This window comes from Streptomyces sp. NPDC101225 (genome assembly GCF_044767585.1).
GTDB lineage: Bacteria > Actinomycetota > Actinomycetes > Streptomycetales > Streptomycetaceae > Streptomyces.
On record NZ_JBIWOE010000009.1, the window covers coordinates 134,117 to 158,273 of the forward strand.

At 71.0% G+C, this 24,157-nt stretch carries 22 protein-coding genes; 18 read left to right on the top strand and 4 right to left on the bottom strand.

Annotation, left to right across the window (positions count from 1 at the left end; all coding sequences use genetic code 11):
- Window positions 1-143: 143 nt before the first annotated feature.
- The 8 genes from recG to mutM all read left to right on the top strand — a co-directional run bounded on the left by recG (window position 144) and on the right by mutM (window position 7,434).
- Window positions 144-2,363 (top strand): ATP-dependent DNA helicase RecG, encoded by a 2,220-nt coding sequence (recG, locus tag ACIRPX_RS15805; protein WP_404193922.1) that lies wholly within the window; start codon window positions 144-146, stop codon window positions 2,361-2,363.
- A 78-nt stretch (window positions 2,364-2,441) separates the two neighbouring features.
- On the top strand, window positions 2,442-3,029 hold the full coding sequence (rsmD, locus tag ACIRPX_RS15810; RefSeq protein WP_404193924.1) for a 16S rRNA (guanine(966)-N(2))-methyltransferase RsmD: 588 nt from the start codon (window positions 2,442-2,444) through the stop codon (window positions 3,027-3,029).
- Window positions 3,030-3,055: 26 nt separating this feature from the next.
- Window positions 3,056-3,535 (top strand): pantetheine-phosphate adenylyltransferase, encoded by a 480-nt coding sequence (gene coaD / locus ACIRPX_RS15815; protein ID WP_404194259.1) that lies wholly within the window; start codon window positions 3,056-3,058, stop codon window positions 3,533-3,535.
- Between the two features lie 58 nt (window positions 3,536-3,593).
- Window positions 3,594-4,655 (top strand): DivIVA domain-containing protein, encoded by a 1,062-nt coding sequence (locus tag ACIRPX_RS15820; protein ID WP_404193927.1) that lies wholly within the window; start codon window positions 3,594-3,596, stop codon window positions 4,653-4,655.
- A 129-nt stretch (window positions 4,656-4,784) separates the two neighbouring features.
- Entirely contained in the window at window positions 4,785-5,435 is a 651-nt protein-coding gene (locus ACIRPX_RS15825) for a YceD family protein (protein WP_404193929.1), read from the top strand.
- A 2-nt stretch (window positions 5,436-5,437) separates the two neighbouring features.
- A complete protein-coding gene (gene rpmF / locus ACIRPX_RS15830; protein WP_003951102.1) occupies window positions 5,438-5,611 on the top strand; it encodes a 50S ribosomal protein L32 in 174 nt (57 codons plus the stop codon).
- Between the two features lie 7 nt (window positions 5,612-5,618).
- Entirely contained in the window at window positions 5,619-6,461 is an 843-nt protein-coding gene (gene rnc, locus ACIRPX_RS15835; protein WP_404193932.1) for a ribonuclease III, read from the top strand.
- 112 nt (window positions 6,462-6,573) lie between these two features.
- Window positions 6,574-7,434 (top strand): bifunctional DNA-formamidopyrimidine glycosylase/DNA-(apurinic or apyrimidinic site) lyase, encoded by an 861-nt coding sequence (gene mutM, locus ACIRPX_RS15840; protein ID WP_404193935.1) that lies wholly within the window; start codon window positions 6,574-6,576, stop codon window positions 7,432-7,434.
- Here mutM and ACIRPX_RS15845 read toward each other — a convergent pair.
- Window positions 7,407-7,808, bottom strand: a complete 402-nt coding sequence (locus ACIRPX_RS15845) for a winged helix-turn-helix transcriptional regulator (RefSeq protein WP_404193937.1) — start codon at window positions 7,806-7,808, stop codon at window positions 7,407-7,409. The genes mutM and ACIRPX_RS15845 overlap by 28 nt on opposite strands.
- Before the next feature lie 102 nt (window positions 7,809-7,910).
- Here ACIRPX_RS15845 and ACIRPX_RS15850 point away from each other — a divergent pair, with 102 nt between their 5' ends.
- Window positions 7,911-8,492: a flavodoxin family protein gene (locus tag ACIRPX_RS15850; protein ID WP_404193940.1), complete on the top strand. Its 582-nt coding sequence runs from the start codon at window positions 7,911-7,913 to the stop codon at window positions 8,490-8,492.
- A gap of 385 nt (window positions 8,493-8,877) precedes the next feature.
- A complete protein-coding gene (locus tag ACIRPX_RS15855) occupies window positions 8,878-9,300 on the top strand; it encodes a hypothetical protein (protein ID WP_404193943.1) in 423 nt (140 codons plus the stop codon).
- Between the two features lie 182 nt (window positions 9,301-9,482).
- Here the strand turns inward: ACIRPX_RS15855 and ACIRPX_RS15860 are convergent, their stop codons facing one another.
- Window positions 9,483-10,613: a CAP domain-containing protein gene (locus tag ACIRPX_RS15860; RefSeq protein ID WP_404193945.1), complete on the bottom strand. Its 1,131-nt coding sequence runs from the start codon at window positions 10,611-10,613 to the stop codon at window positions 9,483-9,485.
- A gap of 176 nt (window positions 10,614-10,789) precedes the next feature.
- Here ACIRPX_RS15860 and ACIRPX_RS15865 point away from each other — a divergent pair, with 176 nt between their 5' ends.
- The 4 genes from ACIRPX_RS15865 (at window position 10,790) to ACIRPX_RS15880 (ending at window position 17,083) form a co-directional block, all read left to right on the top strand.
- Window positions 10,790-11,071: an acylphosphatase gene (locus tag ACIRPX_RS15865; protein WP_404193947.1), complete on the top strand. Its 282-nt coding sequence runs from the start codon at window positions 10,790-10,792 to the stop codon at window positions 11,069-11,071.
- A 381-nt stretch (window positions 11,072-11,452) separates the two neighbouring features.
- A complete protein-coding gene (locus ACIRPX_RS15870; protein WP_030048901.1) occupies window positions 11,453-11,656 on the top strand; it encodes a hypothetical protein in 204 nt (67 codons plus the stop codon).
- A gap of 224 nt (window positions 11,657-11,880) precedes the next feature.
- Window positions 11,881-15,459, top strand: a complete 3,579-nt coding sequence (smc, locus tag ACIRPX_RS15875; protein WP_404193950.1) for a chromosome segregation protein SMC — start codon at window positions 11,881-11,883, stop codon at window positions 15,457-15,459.
- A 205-nt stretch (window positions 15,460-15,664) separates the two neighbouring features.
- Window positions 15,665-17,083: a sugar porter family MFS transporter gene (locus tag ACIRPX_RS15880; protein WP_404193952.1), complete on the top strand. Its 1,419-nt coding sequence runs from the start codon at window positions 15,665-15,667 to the stop codon at window positions 17,081-17,083.
- 126 nt (window positions 17,084-17,209) lie between these two features.
- Here ACIRPX_RS15880 and ACIRPX_RS15885 read toward each other — a convergent pair whose 3' ends face one another.
- Window positions 17,210-18,181: an LLM class flavin-dependent oxidoreductase gene (locus tag ACIRPX_RS15885; protein WP_404193954.1), complete on the bottom strand. Its 972-nt coding sequence runs from the start codon at window positions 18,179-18,181 to the stop codon at window positions 17,210-17,212.
- 106 nt (window positions 18,182-18,287) lie between these two features.
- On the opposite strand from ACIRPX_RS15885, the gene ftsY reads away from it, so the two are divergent.
- The gene (gene ftsY, locus ACIRPX_RS15890; protein ID WP_404193957.1) at window positions 18,288-19,490 is read left to right on the top strand and encodes a signal recognition particle-docking protein FtsY; all 1,203 of its coding nucleotides are present in this window, start codon (window positions 18,288-18,290) and stop codon (window positions 19,488-19,490) included.
- 90 nt (window positions 19,491-19,580) lie between these two features.
- On the opposite strand, the gene ACIRPX_RS15895 is transcribed toward ftsY, so the two are convergent.
- Window positions 19,581-20,237: a bifunctional DNA primase/polymerase gene (locus ACIRPX_RS15895; protein WP_404193959.1), complete on the bottom strand. Its 657-nt coding sequence runs from the start codon at window positions 20,235-20,237 to the stop codon at window positions 19,581-19,583.
- A gap of 447 nt (window positions 20,238-20,684) precedes the next feature.
- Here ACIRPX_RS15895 and ACIRPX_RS15900 point away from each other — a divergent pair, with 447 nt between their 5' ends.
- The 3 genes from ACIRPX_RS15900 (at window position 20,685) to ACIRPX_RS15910 (ending at window position 24,150) form a co-directional block, all read left to right on the top strand.
- Window positions 20,685-22,169, top strand: a complete 1,485-nt coding sequence (locus ACIRPX_RS15900; protein ID WP_404193962.1) for a hypothetical protein — start codon at window positions 20,685-20,687, stop codon at window positions 22,167-22,169.
- Window positions 22,170-22,483: 314 nt separating this feature from the next.
- Window positions 22,484-23,815, top strand: a complete 1,332-nt coding sequence (locus ACIRPX_RS15905) for an ammonium transporter (protein ID WP_404193965.1) — start codon at window positions 22,484-22,486, stop codon at window positions 23,813-23,815.
- Window positions 23,812-24,150, top strand: coding sequence for a P-II family nitrogen regulator (locus tag ACIRPX_RS15910; RefSeq protein ID WP_276112337.1), 339 nt, complete (start codon window positions 23,812-23,814; stop codon window positions 24,148-24,150). The genes ACIRPX_RS15905 and ACIRPX_RS15910 overlap by 4 nt, the downstream gene beginning before the upstream one ends.
- Window positions 24,151-24,157 lie beyond the last annotated feature (7 nt).

The following is a 24,157-nucleotide window of genomic DNA, read 5'->3' on the forward strand; positions in this document are numbered from 1 at the left end:
GAGAGAGCACGGCGCGGGGTCGGGCGGTCCTGGTGGGGCGGTGACCGCGGCATGGCCGGAGCGCGCCATCCTACGACCGGAACCAGCCGTCTGACCAGGGGTTTCCCGGGACGTATACGGGATTGTCAGTGACGTGGTGTGCAATGGATCTCGTGCCCGCACTGCAAGAACCACTGCAACAGCCCCTGAAGTCGGTGCTCGGCCCCGCCACCGCGAAGGTGATGGCCGAGCACCTCGGCCTGCACACCGTCGGCGACCTCCTCCACCACTACCCGCGCAGATACGAGGAGCGCGGCCAGCTCACGCACCTCGCCGACCTCCCGATGGACGAGCACGTCACGGTGGTCGCGATGGTCGCCGACGCCCGCCTGCACACCTTCGCCTCGGCCAAGGCCCCCCGCGGCAAGGGCCAGCGGCTGGAGGTGACCATCACCGACGGCAGCGGCCGCCTCCAACTGGTCTTCTTCGGCAACGGCGTTCACAAGCCCCACAAGGAGCTCCTGCCGGGCACCCGCGCGATGTTCGCGGGCAAGGTCTCCGTCTTCAACCGCCGCCTGCAACTGGCCCACCCGGCCTACGAGTTGCTGCGCGGCGACAGCGAGGAGACGGTGGAGACCTGGGCCGGCTCCCTGATCCCCCTCTACCCCGCCACCGCCAAGCTGGAGTCCTGGAAGATCGGCAAGGCCCTGCAGACGGTCCTGCCCAGCGCCCAGGACGCGGTCGACCCGCTCCCGCCCGCCCTCCGCGAGGGCCGCGGCCTGGTCACCCTCCCCGAGGCCCTGCTCAAGATCCACCGCCCCCACACCAAGGCGGACGTCGAGGACGCCCGTTCCCGCCTCAAGTGGGACGAGGCCTTCGTCCTCCAGATCGCCCTCGCCCGCCGCCGCCACGCCGACGCCCAGCTCCCGGCGGTGGCCCGCAGGCCCCGGGAGGCGGGCCTCCTCGCAGCCTTCGACGCCCGCCTCCCCTTCACCCTCACCGACGGCCAGCAGAAGGTCTCCAGGGAGATCTTCGACGACCTGGCGACGGAACATCCGATGCACCGTCTGCTGCAGGGCGAGGTCGGATCGGGAAAGACCATGGTGGCGCTGCGCGCCATGCTCGCCGTGGTCGACGCCGGCGGGCAGGCCGCCATGCTCGCCCCCACCGAAGTGCTCGCCCAGCAGCATCACCGGTCCGTCGTCGAGATGATGGGGGAGCTCGCCGAGGGCGGGATGCTCGGCGGAGCCGAGCACGCCACCAAGGTGGTGGTGCTGACCGGATCGATGGGGACCGCCGCACGCCGCCGGGCGATGCTGGACCTGGCCACCGGCGAGGCCGGCATCGTGATCGGCACGCACGCGCTGATCGAGGACAAGGTGCAGTTCCACGACCTGGGACTGGTCGTGGTCGACGAGCAGCACCGCTTCGGTGTCGAGCAGCGCGACGCCCTGCGCGGCAAGGGCAAGCAGCCGCCGCACCTGCTCGTCATGACGGCCACCCCGATCCCGCGCACGGTCGCCATGACCGTCTTCGGCGACCTGGAGACCTCCGTCCTCGACCAGCTCCCCGCGGGCCGCTCGCCCATCGCCTCGCACGTGGTGCCGGCCGCCGACAAGCCGCACTTCCTGGCCCGCGCCTGGGAGCGCGTCCGCGAGGAGGTGGCCAACGGCCATCAGGCGTACGTCGTCTGCCCCCGCATCGGGGACGAGGAGGACGACCCGAAGAAGACCGGCAGGAAGGCCTCCCCCGAGGACGAGGCGGAGAAGCGGCCGCCGCTCGCCGTCCTCGACGTGGCGGCCCAGCTCGCGCAGGGCCCCCTCAAGGGCCTCGGCGTGGAGGTGCTGCACGGCCGGATGCACCCCGACGACAAGGACGCCGTCATGCGCCGCTTCGCGGCCGGCGAGACCGACGTGCTGGTCGCGACGACGGTCATCGAGGTCGGGGTCAACGTCCCGAACGCCACGGCGATGGTCATCATGGACGCCGACCGCTTCGGCGTCTCCCAGCTCCACCAGCTCCGCGGCCGCGTCGGCCGCGGCTCGGCGCCCGGCCTCTGCCTCCTGGTCACCGAGATGCCCGAGGAAGGCGCCGCCCGCCGGCGCCTGAACGCGGTCGCCTCCACCCTCGACGGCTTCGAGCTGTCCCGGATCGACCTCGAGCAGCGCCGCGAGGGCGACGTCCTCGGCCAGGCCCAGTCCGGCGCCCGCTCCAGCCTCCGGGTCCTCGCCGTCATCGAGGACGAGGAGGTCATCGCCGAGGCGAGGGAGGAGGCGGCCCAGGTCGTGGCCGCCGACCCCGAACTGACGAACCTGCCCGGCCTGCGGACGGCCCTGGACGCCCTGGTGGACGAGGAAAGGGAGCAGTACTTGGAAAAGGGCTGAGGATGACCCCGCAGGGGCGCGGGGAGCTGCGCGACCCGCCACACTGAACGTGAAGCCGCCCACGACCAAGGACCGCAGATGACCCGCGTGATCGCCGGCGCAGCCGGCGGACGCCGCCTGGCCGTCCCGCCAGGCAACGGCACCCGCCCCACCTCCGACCGTGCCCGCGAAGGTCTGTTCTCCACCTGGCAGTCCCTGCTCGGCGGCCCTCTCGACGGCGAGCGTGTCCTCGACCTCTACGCCGGCTCCGGCGCCGTGGGCCTGGAAGCCCTGTCCCGTGGCGCGAGTCACACCCTCCTGGTCGAGGCGGACGCCCGCGCCGCCCGCACGATCCGCGAGAACGTCAGGAATCTCGGCCTCCCCGGCGCCGAGGTGAGAGCGGGCAAGGCGGAGCAGATCATCCAGTCCCCGGCGCCGGCGGATCCGTACGACATCGTCTTCCTGGATCCTCCGTACCGTGTCACGGACCACGATCTTCGCGAGATCCTGCTCACACTCCGCTCGCAGGGCTGGCTCGCGAAGGAAGCCCTCGTCACCGTGGAGCGCAGCACCCGAGGCGGCGCATTCGGGTGGCCGGACGGCTTCGAGGCGATCCGGGCCCGTCGCTACGGCGAGGGAACGTTTTGGTACGGTCGCGCCGCCTCTACGTGCGAAGACGCACGATGACCGGACCGGAGAGCGAGGGATCACAAGTGCGCCGCGCCGTATGTCCCGGGTCGTTCGACCCGATCACCAACGGACACCTCGACATCATTTCCCGCGCCTCCCGTCTGTACGACGAGGTCTATGTCGCGGTCATGATCAACAAGTCCAAGAAGGGCCTGTTCGAGATCGACGAGCGGATCGAGCTGATCCGCCAGGTCACCGCCGAGTACGGCAACGTGAAGATCGAGGCCTTCCACGGCCTCCTCGTCGACTACTGCAAGCAGCGCGACATCCCCGCCATCGTCAAGGGCCTGCGCGCGGTCAGCGACTTCGACTACGAGCTGCAGATGGCCCAGATGAACAACGGCCTCTCCGGCGTGGAGACGCTGTTCGTGCCGACCAACCCCACCTACAGCTTCCTGTCCTCCTCGCTCGTCAAGGAGGTCGCCACCTGGGGCGGCGACGTGTCCCACCTGGTCCCGCCGGTGGTCCTCGAGGCGCTCAACAGGCGTCTGCGCACGGACTGATGGGGCTACAGTCGTCCCGTCCGTCTCCAACACATCGGTAGAGAGTGGCGAGCACACGGTGGACGTGCAGAAGAAGCTCGACGAGATCGTCGCGGCGGTCTCCAGCGCCCGGTCGATGCCCATGTCGGCGTCGTGCGTGGTCAACCGCGCGGAGCTGCTCGCCCAGCTCGAAGAGGTCCGCGCGGCGCTGCCCGGCTCCCTCGCGCAGGCCCAGGAGCTGATCGGCGACCGTGAGCAGATGGTCGAGCAGGCCCGTCAGGAGGCGGAGCGGATCATCCAGACCGCGCACGCCGAGCGCGGCTCGCTGATCTCCGACACGGAGGTCGCCCGACGCTCGCAGAACGAGGCCGAGCGGATCCTCGGCGAGGCCCGCCAGGAGGCCGAGGAGATCCGCGCCGAGGCCGACGACTACGTCGACTCCAAGCTCGCCAACTTCGAGGTCGTCCTCACCAAGACCCTCGGCTCCGTCGGCCGCGGCCGTGAGAAGCTCCTCGGCACCGGCCCGGGCCTCGACGAGCAGGGCTACGAGGACGAGGACGCCCCCGAGCGCAGCCACGACCCGGAGACCCTGCGCAAGGACGCGGACGCCTACGTGGACGTCAAGCTCGGCGCCTTCGAGGCCGTCCTCGCCAAGACCCTGGAGGCCGTCGGCCGCGGCCGGCAGAAGCTGCACGGCCGGATCGCGACGGACGACCTCGGCGCCCTCGCCGACGACGCCACGTCCTTCCAGCACTCCAGCGACGCCGACTACCTGGCCGACCTCGCGGCCCTCGCCGAGCGGGACGCCGCGGCCGTCCCGGCCGAGCAGCGGCAGCCCGCCCAGCAGCAGGACTACGCCCAGCAGCCGGCCTACGGCTACCAGCAGCAGCCCGACCCCTATGCCGGCGCCTACCAGCAGCAGGGCTACGGCCAGCAGGACGCCTACGGCTACCAGCAGGCCGATCCCTACGCCTACCAGGGCTACGACGCCCAGCAGGCGGCGTACGACCAGCAGCAGATGGAGCAGCAGCACCAGGGGCACCAGCAGGAGCCGTACGCGCTCGACGAGACCAGCCTCTTCGACACCGGCATGATCACGCCCGAGCAGCTGAGGGCCTACGAACAGGGGCGCGGCCAGTAGGACACCCGCGGATTGGGCCGTGAGCGAAAGGACCGGTATCCTGGCTCTTCGGTCGCGCGTACGTCCGCGATCATCGCTGCCCGGGAGCACCACGGGCGGCGTCCCTCTGAGCTCGGATCGAAAGCAGGAATGGCTCCCAACGCTCGCCTGGACCACCGCAACCCCCTCGTGTTCGACACCCACGAGCTGGGCCGGCGTCCTGGTGCGCTGCAGAGGCTGTCCCGCACGGTGGACGCTCCCAAGGACCTCGGTCTGCAGGGAGTCGTCGGAGTGCCGGAAGGAGCCCCGGTGGAGCTCGAACTCCGGCTCGAGTCGGTCATGGAAGGGGTGCTTGTCACAGGCACCGCCCGTGCACAGGCAGAGGGGGAGTGCGTAAGGTGTCTGGAGCCGCTTCAGCTCGACGTCGAAGCGGAATTCCAGGAGATGTTCTCGTACCCTGACGCCGATGAGCGGGGCCGTGTGAAAGCGGAGCCCGACGACGACGCCGAGGACGACGAGGACAGGCTCTTTCTCGAGGACGGCATGTTCGACCTCGAGCCGGTGCTGCGTGATGCGGTGGTGCTCGCACTGCCGATGCAGCCGGTGTGCCAGGACGACTGCCAGGGCCTGTGCTCCGAATGCGGGGCGCGGCTGGCGGACGACCCGGACCACCACCACGACGCCGTCGACATCCGTTGGGCGGCATTGCAGGGACTCGCCGGTTCACTCGAAGACGGCGAGAAGGACGAGATGAGCGGCGCTGACGCGGAAGCGGGCGTCGACGAGAAGCAGGAGAAGTAGCCGTGGCTGTTCCGAAGCGGAAGATGTCGCGCAGCAACACGCGCCACCGCCGGTCGCAGTGGAAGGCTGCGGTCCCCACCCTGGTTGCGTGCGAGCGCTGCCACGAGCCCAAGCAGCAGCACATCGCGTGCCCGTCTTGTGGCACCTACAACAAGCGCCAGGTCCTCGAGGTCTGAGCGGCTGGTGAGAGGCACCGTGTCCACTGCCAAGAAGGCGGATGACGCCAAGGCGGACCCATCCGCCAAGAAGAAAGCGGACAACACGGCCTCGTCCCACACGCTTCTGGAAGGGCGGCTCGGGTACAAGCTCGAGTCCGCCCTTCTGGTGCGTGCGCTGACCCACCGTTCGTACGCGTACGAGAACGGCGGTCTGCCGACCAACGAGCGGCTGGAGTTCCTCGGGGACTCCGTGCTGGGCCTCGTGGTCACGGACACGCTGTACACCACCCACCCCGATCTGCCCGAGGGCCAGCTGGCCAAGCTGCGGGCCGCGGTGGTGAACTCGCGTGCGCTGGCGGAGGTCGGCCGCGGGCTCGACCTGGGCGCCTTCATCCGGCTCGGCCGGGGTGAAGAGGGCACAGGCGGCCGGGACAAGGCGTCCATCCTCGCCGACACCCTGGAAGCGGTGATCGGCGCGGTCTATCTCGACCAGGGCCTCGACGCGGCCTCCGAACTGGTGCACCGCCTGTTCGACCCGCTGATCGAGAAGTCCTCGAACCTCGGAGCCGGCCTGGACTGGAAGACCAGTCTCCAGGAGCTCACCGCGACCGAAGGGCTCGGCGTGCCCGAGTACCTGGTCACGGAGACCGGTCCCGATCACGAGAAGACCTTCACTGCTGCCGCCCGCGTCGGAGGCGTCTCGTACGGCACCGGCACCGGCCGCAGCAAGAAGGAGGCGGAGCAGCAGGCCGCCGAGTCCGCCTGGCGGTCCATCCGGGCCGCGGCGGACGAGCGAGCCGAGCAGGAGGCGGCCGAGAAGGCCGCCGCCGAGGACGGCCACGAAGGGCCGGCCTCCGTCTCCGCCTGACGCAGGACTCCGCCCGGGCGGAGTCCTGCCGGAAGTACAGCGCCGGCCTGAGCGCCCGCCCCGCCCGGGGCGGGCGCTCAGCTCATCCACAGTGTTCGGTACGGGGGTTGCGATGCCCGAGTTGCCCGAGGTCGAGGTCGTCCGGCGGGGTCTTGAGCGGTGGGTCGCCCACCGTGTCGTCGCGGACGCCGAGGTGCTGCACCCCCGCTCCGTGCGCCGCCACATCGCCGGTGCCGACGACTTCACGCACCGCCTCAAGGGTCATCGCGTCGGCGTTGCGAGCCGCCGCGGCAAGTATCTGTGGCTGCCCCTGGAGGACACCGGCCAGTCGGTCCTCGCGCACCTCGGCATGAGCGGCCAGCTCCTGGTCCAGCCGGTCACGGCCCCCGCCGAGAAGCACCTCAGGATCCGGGTGCGGTTCGCGGACGACCTCGCCACGGAACTCCGCTTCGTCGACCAACGCACCTTCGGCGGGCTGTCGTTGCATGACAACACCCCCGAGGGCCTGCCGGACGTCATCGCGCACATCGCCCGCGACCCTCTCGACCCGCTGTTCGACGACGAGGCCTTCCACCAGGCACTGCGCCGTAAGCGCACCACCATCAAACGGGCCCTGCTGGACCAGTCGTTGATCAGCGGGGTGGGCAACATCTACGCGGACGAGGCCCTTTGGCGGGCCCGCGTGCACTACGAGCGCCCGACGGCCGGCTTCACCCGCCCCCGCACCGCCGAACTCCTCGGCCACGTACGGGACGTGATGAACGCGGCGCTCGCCGTCGGCGGCACCAGCTTCGACAGCCTCTACGTCAACGTCAACGGGGAGTCGGGCTACTTCGACCGGTCCCTCGACGCGTACGGGCGCGAGGGCCTGCCCTGCAAGAGGTGTGACACGCCCATGCGCCGCCGTCCCTGGATGAACCGGTCGAGCTACTTCTGCCCGACGTGTCAGAGGGCGCCGCGGGCCGCGTCGTAGCGCACCCGCGCGGCGAGGACGTCGTCCATCCGGCCTTCCACCAGGTGGACCAGGCCGAGCAGCCGCTCGGCGACCTCGCGGCCGAGCGGGGTCAGTTCGTAGTCCACTCGGGGTGGGTTGGTCGGCTGGGCCTCGCGGAGCACCAGACCGTCGCGCTCCAGCGCGTGCAGGGTCTGGGACAGCATCTTCTCGCTCACGCCGTCGACGCGCCGGCGCAGCTCGTTGAAGCGCAGTGCGCCCTCCTGCAGCGCGCAGAGGGTGAGTCCGCCCCAGCGCCCCGTCACGTGCTCCAGCGTGCCCCGGGAGGGGCAGGCCTTGGCGAACACGTTGTACGGGAGGTCGGCCGCCTCCCTGAGCTCCTGCGTGGTGTCCATTCCTGAAGCGTACTCGAACGCAGCGCTAACCGGCAGGTTGCGCTAACTAGAAGTTAGTGCTTTCCTTTCGTCATTGCCACCATCACCCCAGGAGTACGCATCGTGACCACCCCCGTTGTCTCCATCGCCTACCACTCCGGCTACGGCCACACGGCCGTCCTCGCCGAGGCCGTCCGCGCCGGCGCCGCCGAGGCGGGTGCCGAGGTGCACCTGATCAGGGTCGACGAGATCACCGACGAGCAGTGGGCGCTGCTGGACGGATCGGACGCCATCGTCTTCGGTTCGCCCACCTACATGGGCACGGCCTCCGGCGCCTTCCACGTCTTCGCCGAGGCGTCCTCGAAGCGCTGGTTCGGGCAGGACTGGAAGGACAAGCTGGCGGCCGGCTTCACCAACTCCGGTTCCAAGAGCGGCGACAAGCTGCACACCCTGCAGTTCTTCCAGATCCTCGCCGGACAGCACGGCATGCACTGGGTCAACCTCGGACTGCACCCCGGCTGGAACAACAGCGAGGGCTCGGAGCACGACCTGAACCGCCTCGGCGTCTTCGCCGGCGCCGCCGCCTCGACCGACGTCGACCAGGGGCCGGACGCCGTCCACAAGGCGGACGTCCAGACCGCGGAGCACCTGGGCCGCCGGGTGACGGAGACGGCACGGCTGTTCCTCCAGGGCCGCGCCGCCTGAGCCCTGCGCGGGGGCGCGCGGCGCCGGAGCGCGGCGAGGAGCGGCGCGGGGCCTGCGGGCAGGCGTGCCGTCGAACCCCCGGCGGCGGGTGTCCGGTGTGACGGATGCGAGCATGGGCCGGACAAGGGGAACCACCAACGACGGCCCGGCTCGGCGGGTGGGGGAGAACGTGGCGAGGCCGAGGAGCAGGGCGGTACGGGCGCGGGAGGCGCGGCGGCGCAGGGCGGCGGCCCGCGGCGGCGACGGATACCGCTTGCCCGCCGGTGCCGGGCCGTCCGCGGTGGACGGCCGTGCTGCGCGGCAACGGATTCTTCGCAGAGCGGCCGCGCGGGCGGACGGGCACCGGTCCGGGCCCCTTCGCCGCTTCCTGTGGTGCTCTGCCGCGGTGGTCCTCCTCACCGTCACGGTGGTGCTCGGCGCGGTGGGCGCATCCGCTGCCGGGCTGGGCGGCACTCCGGGAGTCTTCACGGCGGACGAGTGCCATCTGGAACCGAGCGGCAGAGGCGGCAAGAGCACCTCGTGTTCGGGCGTCTTCGTCGCTCACGACGGGATCCTCGTCGACCGGCAGGCGCAGATGGTCTGGCCCGGTGGCCGGGCCGGGTCGCGTACACGGGCCAGGACGTTGCTGCTCGGCGGATACCAGAGGGAGCACGGCGTGGACGTGGCCGTGCTGGCCGTTCTCGCCCTCGTCATGGGGCTGCTGTCGGCCGGATGCGCGTTCGCCGGCCTGTCCCGTACGACGCAGGACCGTCTTGCCGTCCGGCTGCCCGACCCTGCGTTCACGGCCTATGTGACGTGGCGGTCGTGACGCGGCGGACGGCCGGGTCGAGCCGACGGGGCGTCGTCCGTCGGCCGAGGGCGGCTCCCCGCCCGGGACGCTTCGAGCCGTATCCGCTGGTGAGGCGCTCCGGTGACCGTCACGGACCGCACGGAGGCGTGCCGTCGGTGACGGTCGGGATCAGGCGTCGGCGCCGGACCCCGACGATCGGCTCAGTACCCGAAGTCCTGCGTCCACCACGGGCCGCCCGTGCCGAAGTGCACGCCGACGCCGAGGGTCTTGAAGTCGCAGTTGAGTATGTTCGCCCGGTGGCCGGGGCTGTTCATCCACGCCTCCATCACCGCGGCCGCGTCGGCCTGCCCCCGGGCTATGTTCTCGCCGCCGAGGTCGGTGATGCCGAGCTGGGCGGCCCGGTCCCACGGGGTGGCCCCGCTGGGGTCGGTGTGGTCGAAGAAGTCGTCCGCGGCCATGGCCGCGCTGAAGGCCTCCGCCAGCTTCGTCAGCGTGCTGTTGGCGGACACCGCGCTGCAGCCGGCCTTGGCCCGCTCGTCGTTGACCAGCCGGAGCACCTCCGCCTCGGCGGCCGCCTCCACGGAGACCGTCACCGGAGCGACGTTCTGCTTGGGGGGCTTGCTCTGCTCCTTCTTCGACGGCGTCGTCGTGGGCTTCTTGCCCGGAGTCGTCTTCGGCTTCTTCGTCGGCGCCTCGGTGGGCGCCGCCGAGGAGGTGGCGGGGCTCGGCGCCGCGGGCGGCGAGGCCGAGCGGTCGGCGTCGCGGCTCGTGGACGACCCCTGGTCGCGGTTCTGGACGCTGCCGGAGGAGCCGCCCTGCTCGGCCGCGGAGTTGGTCGGCGTGCTCGCGGCCTGCACCTTGTCGCCGCCGCCGTCCCCGCCGAGCTTGTAGTTCTCCAGGCCGGGCATCGCGCCCGTGGCGACCGCGACCGTGCCGATGGCGACCGCGGCGGACACCCCGAGCAGGCCGGTGCGCACCGGCGTCACGGCCTTCTTCTTGCGGCGCGAGCCGCCCCGCCTCGCTCCCTTGTCGCGCGAGATCCCGTGCTCGGGGAAGACGGTCGCGAAGTCCTCCTCCGTGGCGAAGAGGTAGGCGGCGCTGCGCGCCTCGGCCACGGCGTAGTCGTCCGGGCGCAAGTACGGGGCGGTGCCCAAGGTGGCGGGCTCGTCGGCCGCGTGGGCCTCCGGACCGGCCGGAGCCTCGTGCGGGTCGTAGCTGTACGAGTACTTCCGGGGGTCGTAGCTGCTCGTGTACGAGCCGTCTCGTGTGGTGACCCCCGTGGCGCGTCCCGTGGCGGCGCGGCCGGCGTCTGCGCGTCGGTGGCGTCCCATGTTCTGGCCTTCCTCGTCCTGCGGTCACCCGCACGAAAGGACCTTGCGGGTGACCTGACTCACGTCAACTCACTCCAACGAGTGAGTTTCATATGAGATTCATTGGGTGGGGACGGTACCGCATGGCGCCAGGGGAGGAAGTGTCCCGAGAGACATTGGCCGGTTAGGTTGCACCCATGAGCGAGGATGTGCGGCTGGTCGCCTGGGTGCGGGGACGCGTCCAAGGTGTGGGTTTTCGCTGGTTCACGCGGGCCAAGGCCCTCGAGCTCGGCGGCCTGAGTGGTTTTGCTCTCAATTTGGGCGACGGACGGGTCCAGGTGGTCGCCGAGGGCTCCCGGGAGTGCTGCGAGGGTCTGCTCGACTGGCTCCAGGGCGACGACACGCCCGGCAGGGTCGACGGCGTCACCGAGATCTGGGACACACCCCGTGGCGGCTACGACGGCTTCGCCATCCGCTGAGCCGATTCCGCGCCGCGGCCCTCGCCACGGCGCGGGAAGCCGCCGAATAGGGCTGCCAGGAGCAGATATTGCCTGGTGGTTGCCAAGAACCCCTTGCCGTGGGAGGCTCCGCACTCAAGAATGATCGCCACGCCCTGAGGGCCCCGCAGGAGTCGAGCGCCGCCGCTTCCAGGCCGCGCACCCCCGGGTCGCCCGCCAATACGGGGCGTGATCGTGTTGACCGTCAAACTTTTTGGTGAGACGCTGAAAGCACCCCGCGCACCTAGCTGTTTGGCATGGATGAACGGCAGCAAGAACTCAAGAGTGTCAAGCACCGCGGGTGCGAATCCCTCACGACCCACACCGCTTCGGTCGGTCACTCATTGTGGAGGACCATCCATCATGGCAAAGGCGCTTCTCGGTTACGTCGGCGGCTCCGACCCTCGACTCCTCGCCGAGATGCGACGGCTCCAGCAGCGCGTCCAGGACCTGGAATCCGAGCTCGGACGGATCCAGGCCGAGAACGACGCGCTCACGGCTGCCGCTTCTCACGACAGGATCATGGAGAGCATCGACGCACACCAGGCGGAGCCTGCGCTCACCTGATCACTGCTTCGCACCACGACAGCAGAGGTTGGGCCGCCCGTATCAACCGCTGAATTGTCAGAGTTTCAGAGTTTGCAAGGGACGCTCCGGCGTCCCTTCTTTCTTTCCCCGCGCATCCTTTCACCCTCTACAACGTCTGGTGTGCCCTGCATGTTCATGCGTGAAACCGCCAGGTGGCCCTGGTTCACCGTGCGGGATGGCGGCGGAAGGTAGAGTCCGGCGGCGTGCACCTCAAGGCCCTGACCCTCCGCGGGTTCAAGTCGTTCGCCTCGGCGACCACGCTCCGGTTCGAGCCGGGCATCACGTGCGTCGTGGGGCCGAACGGCTCGGGCAAGTCCAACGTGGTGGACGCCCTGAGCTGGGTCATGGGCGAGCAGGGCGCCAAGTCGCTGCGCGGCGGCAAGATGGAGGACGTCATCTTCGCCGGCACCACCGGCCGCCCCCCGCTGGGCCGTGCCGAGGTGTCGCTCACCATCGACAACTCCGACGGCGCCCTGCCCATCGAGTACGCCGAGGTCACCATCACGCGGATCATGTTCCGCAACGGCGGCAGCGAGTACCAGATCAACGGCGACACCTGCCGGCTGCTCGACATCCAGGACCTGCTGTCCGACTCCGGCATCGGCCGGGAGATGCACGTCATCGTCGGCCAGGGCCAGCTCGACTCGGTGCTGCACGCCGACCCCATGGGCCGCCGCGCCTTCATCGAGGAGGCCGCGGGCGTCCTCAAGCACCGCAAGCGCAAGGAGAAGGCGCTCCGCAAGCTCGACGCGATGCAGGCCAACCTCGCGCGCGTGCAGGACCTGACCGACGAACTGCGCCGCCAGCTCAAGCCCCTCGGCCGGCAGGCCGCCGTCGCCCGCCGGGCCGCCGTCATCCAGGCCGACCTCCGCGACGCCCGCCTCCGCCTCCTCGCCGACGACCTCGTACGGCTGCGGGAGGCGCTGAGGAGCGAGGTCGCGGACGAGGCGGCTCTCAAGGAGCGCAGGGAAGCCGCCGAGCAGGACCTGAAGAAGGCCCTGCAGCGCGAGGCGCTGCTGGAGGACGAGGTACGGCAGCTCAGCCCGCGGCTGCAGCGCGCCCGGCAGACCTGGTACGAACTCTCGCAGCTGGCCGAGCGCGTGCGCGGCACGATCTCGCTGGCCGACGCGCGGGTGAAGAGCGCGACGTCGGTGCCGCCCGAGGAGCGGCGCGGCCGCGACCCCGAGGACATGGAGCGCGAGGCCGCCCGTATCCGGGAGCAGGAGGCCGAGCTGGAGGCGGCCCTGGAGGCGGCCGAGCACGCCCTGGAGGACACGGTCGCGCACCGGGCCGAGCTGGAGCGCGAACTGGCCCAGGAGGAACGGCGCCTCAAGGACGTCGCCCGCGCCATCGCCGATCGGCGCGAGGGCCTCGCCCGGCTGAACGGCCAGGTCAACGCGGCCCGTTCACGCGCCGCCTCCGCGCAGGCGGAGATCGACCGCCTCGCCGCCGCCCGCGACGAGGCGCAGGAGCGTGCCGTCGCCGCCCAGGAGGAGTACGAGGCGCTCAAGGCCGAGGTCGACGGCCTCGACGCCGACGACGCGGAGCTCGGCGCGCAGCACGAGGCGGCCAAACGGCGACTGGCCGAGGCCGAGGCCGCGCTGACCGCGGCCCGGGAGGCGGCCACCGCGGCGGAGCGCAGGCGCGCGGCGACCCAGGCCCGGCACGAGGCCCTGGCGCTCGGCCTGCGCCGCAAGGACGGGACGGGCATACTGCTCGGCGCGAAGGACCGCCTCACCGGACTGCTGGGCCCGGCCGCCGAGCTGCTGACGGTGACGTCGGGCTACGAGATCCCGCTGGCGGCGGCGTTCGGGGCGGCGGCGGACGCCCTGGCGGTCACCTCGCCTTCGGCGGCGGCCGACGCCATCCGCATGCTGCGCAAGCAGGACGGGGGACGGGCGTCGCTGCTGCTGGCGGGGGAGGCGCCGCGGAGCGGCGCGGAGAACGGCGCGACCGGCCACGACGAACCCGCGGACGCCGGACTGGCCTACGCGGCGGACTTCGTCCGCGGCCCCTCCGACCTGATGCCCGCCGTGCGCCGCCTGCTGCGCGGCGTGGTCGTCGTCGGCACCCTGGAGGACGCCGAGGACCTCGTCTACGGCCATCCGCACCTCACCGCCGTCACCTCCGAAGGCGACCTGCTGGGGGCCCACTTCGCCCACGGCGGCTCCGCCGGCGCACCCAGCCTGATCGAGGTACAGGCCTCGGTGGACGAGGCCGCGGCCGAGCTGGAGGAGCTGGTGGTCCGGTGCGAGGAACTGACCGGGGCGCAGCACGCGGCGGGGGAGCGGCGCGGGGAGTGCGCCGCGCTCATGGAAGAGATCGGGGAGCGGCGGCGCGCCGCCGACCGGGAGAAGTCGACCGTCGCCCAGCAGCTGGGACGGCTCGCCGGCCAGGCGCGGGGCGCGGCCGGTGAAGCGGAACGTTCCGTCGCGGCCGCCGCCCGGGCGCAGGAGTCGCTCGACAGGGCACTCCAGGAGGTCGAGGAACTCGCGGAACGCCTGGCCGTGGCCGAGGAGATGCCCGTCGAGGAGGAGCCCGACACCTCGGTCCGGGACCGTCTCGCCGCGGACGGCGCCAACGCCCGCCAGACCGAGATGGAGGCCCGCCTCCAGGTGCGTACGCACGAGGAGCGGGTCAAGGGCCTCGCCGGCCGCGCCGACTCCCTCGACCGCGCCGCCCGTGCCGAGCGCGAGGCACGCGCGCGTGCCGAGCAGCGGCGGGCGCGCCTCAGGCACGAGGCGGCCGTCGCGGAGGCCGTCGCCTCCGGTGCGCGCCAGCTCCTCGCGCACGTCGAGGTCTCCGTCGCCCGGGCCGACGAGGAGCGCACCGCGGCCGACGCCGCCAAGGCCCGCCGCGAGCAGGAGCTGACCGCCGCCCGCACCACGGGCCGCGACCTCAAGGGCGAGCTCGACAAGCTGACCGACTCCGTCCACCGCGGTGAGGTGCTCGGCGCCGAGAAGCGGATGCGGATCGAGCAGCTGGAGACCAAGGCCCTGGAGGAGCTCGGCGTGGAGCCGGCGGGACTGGAGGCCGAGTACGGCCCGCACCAGCCCGTGCCGCCCTCGCCGCCGGCCGAGGGCGAGGAGCTGCCGGAGGACCCGGAGCACCCGCGCAACCGGCCGCGGCCCTTCGTACGGGGCGAGCAGGAGAAGCGGCTCAAGGCGGCCGAGCGGGCGTACCAGCAGCTCGGCAAGGTCAACCCGCTGGCGCTGGAGGAGTTCGCCGCGCTGGAGGAGCGTCACAAGTTCCTCAGCGAGCAGCTGGAGGACCTGAAGAAGACCCGCGCCGATCTGCTCCAGGTCGTCAAGGAGGTCGACGAGCGGGTCGAGCAGGTCTTCACGGAGGCCTACCGGGACACGGCCCGGGAGTTCGAGGGCGTCTTCAGCCGGCTGTTCCCCGGTGGTGAGGGGCGGCTGATCCTGACGGACCCCGACAACATGCTCACCACGGGCGTCGACGTCGAGGCGCGCCCGCCGGGCAAGAAGGTCAAGCGGCTCTCGCTGCTCTCGGGCGGTGAGCGGTCCCTGACCGCCGTCGCGATGCTGGTGTCGATCTTCAAGGCCCGGCCGAGCCCGTTCTACGTCATGGACGAGGTCGAGGCCGCCCTCGACGACACCAACCTCCAGCGGCTGATCCGCATCATGCAGGAGCTGCAGGAAGCCTCGCAGCTCATCGTGATCACGCACCAGAAGCGGACCATGGAGGTCGCCGACGCGCTCTACGGCGTCTCCATGCAGGGCGACGGTGTGTCCAAGGTCATCTCGCAACGCCTTCGATAGCGTCGACTTCAAGAAGTGAACTCAGCCGGGGTGGCTGTATCGAAAAGCTCACATTCAGCGGCCTATTGACTTCGAAACTTGAAGGCATAGTCTCAGGAACGTTGTCTTTACCTTCAGGTGTGAGCGGCGTGTACCTGCGTGCCACTTGAACCTGACAGGCGCCCCCCACTCCGGCAGTGACGCCGGTGGCCCGAGGAGTTCCCACGTGACCAGCACCGCGCAGGCACCCAAGTCAGGAGCCGGTACGGCTCATCCCGACCATCTCGGGCGCGTCGTCTTCATCGCGGCGGCGGCCGCCATGGGCGGTTTCCTCTTCGGGTACGACAGCTCCGTGATCAACGGCGCGGTCGAGGCGATCCGCGACCGCTACGACATCGGCTCCGCGGCCCTCGCACAGGTCATCGCCATCGCCCTCATCGGCTGTGCCGTCGGCGCCGCGACCGCCGGCCGGATGGCCGACCGCATCGGGCGCATCCGGTGCATGCAGATCTCCGCCGTGCTGTTCACGATCAGCGCCGTCGGTTCGGCGCTGCCCTTCGCCCTGTGGGACCTCGCCCTCTGGCGGATCGTCGGCGGCTTCGCCATCGGCATGGCCTCGGTCATCGGCCCGGCCTACATCGCCGAGGTCGCCCCGCCGGCGTACCGCGGCCGGCTCGGCTCCTTCCAGCAGGCCGCGATCGTCATCGGCATCGCCGTCTCGCAGCTGGTCAACTGGGGACTGCTCAACGCCGCCGGCGGCGACCAGCGCGGCACCCTGCTGGGCCTGGAGGCCTGGCAGGTCATGCTCGGCGTGATGGTGGTCCCGGCCGTCGTCTACGGCGTGCTCTCCTTCGTCATCCCCGAGTCCCCCCGCTTCCTGATCTCCGTCGGCAGGCGTGACCGCGCCCGCGAGATCCTCGCCGAGGTCGAGGGCGGGCAGTCCGACCTGACCACGCGCGTCGAGGAGATCGAGCACGCGATGAGGAGCGAGCAGCGGTCCACCTTCCAGGACCTGCTCGGCGGCGGCTTCTTCTTCAAGCCGATCGTCTGGGTCGGTGTCGGCCTCTCGGTCTTCCAGCAGTTCGTCGGCATCAACGTCGCGTTCTACTACTCCTCGACGCTGTGGCAGTCGGTCGGCGTCGACCCGACGGACTCGTTCTTCTACTCCTTCACCACGTCGATCATCAACATCGTCGGCACCGTGATCGCCATGGTCTTCGTGGACCGCGTCGGCCGCAGGCCGCTGGCCCTGATCGGTTCGGCCGGCATGGTGGTCGGACTGGCGCTGGAGGCCTGGGCCTTCTCGCACCACCTGGTCGACGGCAGGCTCCCGGCCGCGCAGGGCTGGACCGCCCTGATCGCCGCCCACGTCTTCGTCCTCTTCTTCGCCCTGTCCTGGGGCGTGGTCGTCTGGGTCATGCTCGGCGAGATGTTCCCGAACAAGATCCGCGCCGCCGCGCTGGGCGTGGCCGCCTCCGCCCAGTGGATCGCCAACTGGGCGATCACCGCGAGCTTCCCGTCGCTGGCCGACTGGAACCTCTCCACGACGTACGTGATCTACACGGTCTTCGCGGCGCTCTCCATCCCCTTCGTCCTGAAGTTCGTGAAGGAGACGAAGGGCAAGGCGCTGGAGGAGATGGGCTGAGGCCCCCCGAGCCGAGGAGTCGGGCCCAGTCCCCGCCGCCCTTCTCCTCGTACCCCGCCGCCGCCCCGGCTCGGCCAGTGACCGAGCCGGGGCGGCGGTTGCGTGTCCCGTGCCCGCGGACGGGCCTCAGTCCGCCAGCCGCGGCAGCACCCGCTCGGTGAACAGGCGCAGACTGCGCCAGCCCTCCTCCGGCGGCATTCCGCCGGCCAGCGGATGCAGGACGAGGTTGTCCAGGCCCAGCTCCACGCACTGGTCCGGGGTGAGGATGCGGTAGACGCCCTCGCCGCGCAGGTCGTCCACGGTCGTGGCGGAGGACTTCACGGCGGAGCGGATGTCCCCGGACTGCCAGGAGGCGTAGGTCCGCGCCTCGTGCAGGAAGTGCCGGCCGTACTCGGCCCACGCCCGGTCCGGGTCCTCGGCGATGTGCAGCAGCGGGGTCTCGGCGGCGGGCATCATGGTCCAGCCCTCGGTGCCGTACTCGACGAGCCGCTCCTTGTAGTACGCCTCCAGCTCCGGCAGGTGCGCGCTGGGGAAGAAGGGCAGGCCGAGGCGGGCGGCCCGGCGGGCGGCGGCCTTCGAGGAGCCGCCGACCAGCAGCAGGGGGTGCGGCTCGGTGAGCGGGCGGGGCGTGATCCGCACCGTACGGCCGCGGTACTCGAAGGGCTCACCGGTCCACGCCTTCAGCAGGGTCTCCAGCACCTCGTCCTGGAGCCTGCCGCGCCGCTTCCACTCCACGCCGAACAGCGCGTACTCCTCGGGCCGGTACCCGATCCCCGCGACCGTCACCAGCCGCCCGCCGCCGATCAGGTCCAGCACGGCGATCTCCTCGGCCAGCCGGAGCGGGTCGTGCAGCGGGCCGATCACCGCCGAGACGGTCACGGCGACACGGCTGGTCGCGCCGAAGACCGCGCCCGCGAAGGCGAAGGGCGACGGCAGCCAGTTGTTCGCCACGCCGTGGTGCTCCTCGGTCTGCACGGTGGTGATGCCGTGTGCGTCGGCATACGCCGCCATGTCCAGGGCCGCCCGGTAGCGGGCGCCCAGGGAGGCGGGAGTGGCGTCGGGCTCTACGAGGTTGAAGCGGACGACCGTGACGGGCATGGGGGGCTCCCCTTCACCGGGCGGGTGTGGAAGCGGACGTTAGCTGACGGAGTGTCAGACATCCAGAGGGGTGCCGCAGGACTCCATGACCGATACTGGTCGGGTTATGGAAACCGTCATCCTTGCTGTAGTCATCGCCGTGGTCGTGATCGGCGCGCTCGGCGGGCTCGTCATCGGCACCCGGCGCAGGAAGCCGCTGCCCCCGCCGCCGCCCGCCGCACCCGACATCACGGCCCCCCCGGCCGAACCGCACGTCGGCGACGAGGCCGAGACGCCCCGCGACGAACCACGCCGGACCATAGAGGAGGTGGATCTTCCGGACGGTTCGGCGCCGGTCGCCGTCGAGGAGCCGCCCTCCGTCGAGGTCCCCGAGATCGAGGTCCCCGAGCCGACCGCCGGCCGGCTCGTCCGCCTCCGCACCCGTCTCTCACGCTCCCAGAACGCGCTCGGCAAGGGCCTGCTCACGCTCCTGTCGCGCGAGCACCTCGACGACGACACCTGGGAGGAGATCGAGGACATCCTGCTCACCGCCGACGTCGGCGTGGCCCCGACCCAGGAGCTCGTCGAGGGCCTGCGCGAGCGGGTGAAGGTGCTCGGCACCCGCACCCCCGCCGAGCTGCGCGGCCTGCTGCGCGACGAGCTGCTCAAGCTGGTCGGCACCGACATGGACCGCACGGTCAGGACCGAGCCGGAGGCCCGCAAGCCCGGCATCGTGATGGTCGTCGGGGTCAACGGCACCGGCAAGACCACCACCACCGGCAAGCTCGCCCGCGTCCTGGTGGCCGACGGCCGCACCGTCGTCCTGGGCGCCGCCGACACCTTCCGTGCCGCCGCCGCCGACCAGCTGCAGACCTGGGGCGAGCGCGTCGGCGCCCACACCGTGCGCGGGCCCGAGGCCGGCGACCCCGCCTCCGTCGCCTTCGACGCGGTGAAGGAGGGCAAGGAGCTGGGCTCCGACGTCGTCCTCATCGACACCGCCGGCCGCCTGCACACCAAGACGGGCCTCATGGACGAGCTCGGCAAGGTCAAGCGCGTCGTCGAGAAGCAGGCCCCGCTGGACGAGGTGCTCCTCGTGCTCGACGCCACGACCGGCCAGAACGGCCTGGTGCAGGCCCGGGTGTTCGCCGAGGTCGTCGACATCACCGGCATCGTCCTCACCAAGCTGGACGGCACGGCCAAGGGCGGCATCGTGATCGCCGTCCAGCGCGAACTGGGCGTGCCGGTCAAGCTGGTGGGCCTGGGCGAAGGCCCGGACGACCTGGCGCCGTTCGAGCCGGAGGCGTTCGTTGACGCCCTTATCGGAGAGTGACACCGCCTGCCGGCATCGGTACGCGCACGAAGAAGCGCCCGCCTCCCAAGGTGCAGTTGGGGGCGGGCGCTTCGCTGTGTGTCTCTGCCGTCACGCCCGGGACCGGTGCGCCACGTACGCCAGGGTCCCCAGCAGCAGGCGCGCCGCCGGCGGCTTCGTGGCCGAGTCCAGTGCGGGCTGCCGCAGCCATCGCGCGGGACCCCGGCCGCCGCGGTCGGAGGGCGGGGCCGTGATGTACCTGCCGGGCCCCAGACCGCGCAGGTCGAGGGCGGCCGGGTCGTCCCACCCCATGCGGTAGAGCAGCTCGGGGAGTTCGGCGGCGGCGCCGGGGGCGACGAAGAACTGGGCGCGGCCCTCCGGGGTCGCGGTGACCGGGCCGACGGGCAGGCCCATGCGCTCCAGGCGGATCAGGGCGCGGCGGGCGACGGCCTCGGACACCTCGACGACGTCGAACGAGCGGCCGACCGCGAGCATCACCGACGCTCCGGGGAACTCGGCCCAGGTCCTGGTGACGTCGTCGAGCGTGGCGCCGGCCGGGACCAGCGGCGCGAACTCCAGGGGGTGCGCCCCCGGTGCGCCGCAGTCCGCCCGGCCGCAGGAGCACGCGCCCCCCGAGGCCCGCGCGCCGGCCACGACGTCCCAGCCCCACAGTCCCGTGAACTCGGCGACGGCCGTGCACTCCGAGGAGCGGCCGCGCCGACGCGAGCCGGAGCGGATCTCCCGGATGCCGCCGATCGTGAAGCCCATGCCCCCTCCAACGGGTCCGACGTGCCGGTGGTTACGGCGCGGATGCGGATCGTGACCCTGTGTGCCGTCCGAGTCACCCGCCCCGCTTGGCCCGGGCGGCGCTGGAGGTGCCTCTGGTGGTGAACTCGACGACGCGCGCCCCTGAGTGCGTCGCTCCGCCTACTCCCGATTGGTCTATGTCAAGTGAATCGCGTGCAGGCCGACGTGAGTTCATTCGAAGGGGTGGCGAATGGTGGCGTTTCCAGGATCGCCATGGCTGGACGGGTGATCGTAGGATTACTTTGAGTGCACGGGTCCTGGGGGCACATGCACTCGTGGGTATGCCGGAGGCAAGTCGGTATCCCGTTCGAAGGGTGAGAACCGGCGGACGGGAGACCGTATTCACCGGCATTCTGATAGGGCTTGGCGCACTCGGCGACAAGTGGTCTCAGGGATGGGGGCGTTCCAGTGAGCGGCAACGGCGGAAGCGGGACGACCGCGGCCAGCATCGACAAGCGCCCCAACGAGCTGCTCACCTCCTGGTTCGTGCGCAGCGGCTGGTCGAAGGGCGAGCTCGCCCGCCAGGTCAACCGCAGAGCACGCCAGTTGGGCGCCAACCACATCTCCACGGACACCTCCCGGGTGCGCCGCTGGCTGGACGGCGAGAATCCCCGCGAGCCCATTCCCCGGATCCTGTCCGAGCTGTTCTCCGAGCGCTTCGGCTGTGTGGTCTCCGTCGACGACCTCGGCCTGCGCACGGCACGCCAGTCACCCTCCGCGACCGGCGTCGACCTGCCCTGGACGGGCCCGCAGACGGTGGCGCTGCTCAGCGAGTTCTCGCGCAGCGACCTGATGCTGGCGCGGCGCGGCTTCCTCGGGACCTCGCTGGTCCTGTCCGCGGGCCCGTCCCTCATCGAACCCATGCAGCGCTGGCTGGTGCCCTCGCCCCAGGCGCCGCAGGCGGAGCCCGAGCCGCCCGCCGCCTCCCGCCGGGCCGGCCGGCTCTCCCGGCCGGAGCTGGACCTCCTGGAGTCCACGACGGTGATGTTCCGCCAGTGGGACGCCCAGTGCGGCGGCGGGCTGCGCCGCAAGGCGGTGGTCGGCCAGCTGCACGAGGTGACGGACCTCCTCCAGGAGCCGCAACCCGAGGCGACCACCAGGAAGTTGTTCAAGGTCGCCGCCGAACTGGCCGAGCTCGCGGGCTGGATGTCGTACGACGTGGGGCTCCAGCCCACCGCGCAGAAGTACTTCGTGCTCGCCCTGCACGCCGCCAAGGAGGCGGGCGACAAGCCGCTCGGCTCGTACGTGCTGTCCAGCATGAGCCGGCAGATGATCCACCTCGGCCGCCCCGAGGACGCCCTGGAGCTCATCCACCTCGCGCAGTACGGCAGCCGGGACTGCGCGAGCCCCCGCACCCAGTCGATGCTGTATGCGATGGAGGCCCGCGCCTACGCCAACATGGGACAGCCCGGCAGGTGCAAGCGCGCGGTGCGGATGGCCGAGGACATCTTCGCCGACGTCGACGAGTGGGACGAGCCGGACGCCGACTGGATCCGCTTCTTCTCCGAGGCGGAACTGCACGGGGAGAACAGCCACTCCTACCGCGACCTCGCCTACGTCGCCGGCCGCAGCCCGACGTACGCCTCCCTGGCCGAGCCCGTCATGCAGCGGGCGGTCGACCTGTTCGCCCAGGATGCCGAGCACCAGCGGTCGTACGCACTGAATCTCATCGGCATGGCCACGGTCCACCTGCTCCAGCGCGAGCCCGAGCGGAGCGCGGTGCTGGCCGAGAAGGCCATGCACATCGCCAAGAAGGTGCGCTCCGAGCGCGTGAACACTCGTATCCGAAAGACGGTCGACACGGCCGTACGCGACTTCGGGGACCTGGCCGAGGTCGTCGACCTCACCGAGAAGCTGGCACTGGAGCTCCCGGAGACCGCCGAGGCGGTCTGAATCCCCTGACCCCGGCCGCGGCCGGCCCTCCCGAACTGCCCGACTCGGCTCCCCCATGCCAGGTCGTCGGAAGGCCGTCCGTGGCCGGTTTTCTTCCCTCGCGGAAGGTTGCGCCAAGATAACGATCATTTCGGCCGGCATCCGGCAGTTCATCGAGGTGTAACACGCACGGCGCCTTCGTCACGGCGGCGAAACAACGAGGGGCTTCCACCGAAACCGCGCTGCGCCAATCTCATGGCGCATAACCGGCCCACCCCTCATGCCCGCTTCAGGCTTCGCCCGCACGGGGCCGTATTAACGACGAGGAGACGCCGATGGCACCAGCCATCACGCTAGCCGCAGACAAGCTGTCTGCCGCCAACACAGGCTTCATGCTCATTGCTTCCGCACTGGTGCTGATCATGACGCCGGGCCTTGCCTTCTTCTACGGAGGCATGGTCCGCGTCAAAAGCACCCTCAACATGCTGATGATGAGCTTCATCAGCATGGGTGTCGTCACCATCCTGTGGGTGCTGTACGGCTTCTCCATGGCGTTCGGCACGGACCACGGCTCGGTCGTGGGCTGGACCGGCGACTACATCGGCTGGGCCGGCATCGACAAGATGGACATCTGGTCCGGCTACACGATCCCGGTCTTCGTGTTCGCCGTCTTCCAGATGATGTTCGCGATCATCACGCCCGCACTGATAAGCGGCGCCCTCGCGGACCGCGTCAAGTTCTCGGCCTGGACCCTGTTCCTGATCCTCTGGGCCACGGTCGTGTACTTCCCGGTCGCCCACTGGGTCTGGGGCACCGGCGGCTGGGCCTTCGAGCTGGGCGTGATCGACTTCGCCGGCGGTACGGCGGTCCACATCAACGCGGGTGCCGCGGCGCTCGGCGTGATCCTGGTCATCGGCAAGCGCGTCGGCTTCAAGAAGGACCCGATGCGCCCGCACAGCCTCCCGCTGGTGATGCTCGGTGCCGGTCTGCTGTGGTTCGGCTGGTTCGGCTTCAACGCCGGCTCCTGGCTCGGCAACGACGACGGCGTCGGCCCGCTGATGTTCGTCAACACCCAGATCGCCACCGCCGCCGCCATGTGCGCCTGGCTCGTCTACGAGAAGATCCGCCACGGCGCGTTCACCACGCTCGGCGCCGCCTCCGGTGCCGTCGCGGGCCTGGTCGCCATCACCCCGTCCGGCGGCGCGGTCTCCCCGCTCGGCGCGATCGCGGTCGGCGCCATCGCCGGTGTCGGATGCGCCGCGGCCGTCGGCCTGAAGTACCGGTTCAACTACGACGACTCGCTCGACGTCGTGGGCGTCCACATGGTCGGCGGTATCCTCGGCTCCCTGCTGATCGGCCTCTTCGCCAGCGGCAAGGGCCAGTCCGACGTGGAAGGCCTCTTCTACGGCGGCGGGATGCACCAGTTCTGGATCCAGTGCGCCGGTGTCTTCGGTGTCCTCTTCTACTCCCTGATCGCCTCCGCGATCCTCGCCTTCCTCCTCGACAAGACCATCGGCATGCGGGTCAGCGAGGACGAGGAGATCTCCGGAATCGACCAGGCGGAGCACGCCGAGACCGCATACGACTTCAGCGGGGCCGGCGGCGGTGCCGCCCGGACCGCGGTCCCGGCCGGTGTCGGCACCGACAGCAAGAAGGTGGACGCATGAAGCTCATCACCGCCGTCGTCAAGCCCCACCGGCTCGACGAGATCAAGGAAGCCCTCCAGGCCTTCGGGGTCCACGGCCTGACGGTCACCGAGGCGAGCGGTTACGGTCGTCAGCGGGGCCACACCGAGGTCTACCGCGGTGCCGAGTACACCGTCGACCTGGTGCCCAAGATCCGCATCGAGGTCCTGGCCGAGGACGACGACGCCGACCAGCTGATCGACGTCGTGGTCAAGGCGGCCAGGACCGGCAAGATCGGTGACGGCAAGGTCTGGTCGCTCCCCGTGGAGACGGCCGTCCGGGTCCGGACCGGCGAGCGCGGCCCCGACGCGCTCTGAACGGAAC

Coding starts and splice junctions, on each gene's coding strand:
- ACIRPX_RS15845 (WP_404193937.1), bottom strand. CDS start 7,808: ATGGACACCACGCAGGAGCTCAGGGAGGCGGCCGACCTCCCGTACAAC.
- ACIRPX_RS15910 (WP_276112337.1), top strand. CDS start 23,812: ATGAAGCTCATCACCGCCGTCGTCAAGCCCCACCGGCTCGACGAGATC.
- ACIRPX_RS15870 (WP_030048901.1), top strand. CDS start 11,453: ATGGCAAAGGCGCTTCTCGGTTACGTCGGCGGCTCCGACCCTCGACTC.
- mutM (WP_404193935.1), top strand. CDS start 6,574: ATGCCCGAGTTGCCCGAGGTCGAGGTCGTCCGGCGGGGTCTTGAGCGG.
- rsmD (WP_404193924.1), top strand. CDS start 2,442: ATGACCCGCGTGATCGCCGGCGCAGCCGGCGGACGCCGCCTGGCCGTC.
- ACIRPX_RS15885 (WP_404193954.1), bottom strand. CDS start 18,181: ATGCCCGTCACGGTCGTCCGCTTCAACCTCGTAGAGCCCGACGCCACT.
- ACIRPX_RS15825 (WP_404193929.1), top strand. CDS start 4,785: ATGGCTCCCAACGCTCGCCTGGACCACCGCAACCCCCTCGTGTTCGAC.
- ftsY (WP_404193957.1), top strand. CDS start 18,288: ATGGAAACCGTCATCCTTGCTGTAGTCATCGCCGTGGTCGTGATCGGC.
- ACIRPX_RS15905 (WP_404193965.1), top strand. CDS start 22,484: ATGGCACCAGCCATCACGCTAGCCGCAGACAAGCTGTCTGCCGCCAAC.
- ACIRPX_RS15860 (WP_404193945.1), bottom strand. CDS start 10,613: ATGGGACGCCACCGACGCGCAGACGCCGGCCGCGCCGCCACGGGACGC.
- recG (WP_404193922.1), top strand. CDS start 144: ATGGATCTCGTGCCCGCACTGCAAGAACCACTGCAACAGCCCCTGAAG.
- ACIRPX_RS15865 (WP_404193947.1), top strand. CDS start 10,790: ATGAGCGAGGATGTGCGGCTGGTCGCCTGGGTGCGGGGACGCGTCCAA.
- ACIRPX_RS15895 (WP_404193959.1), bottom strand. CDS start 20,237: ATGGGCTTCACGATCGGCGGCATCCGGGAGATCCGCTCCGGCTCGCGT.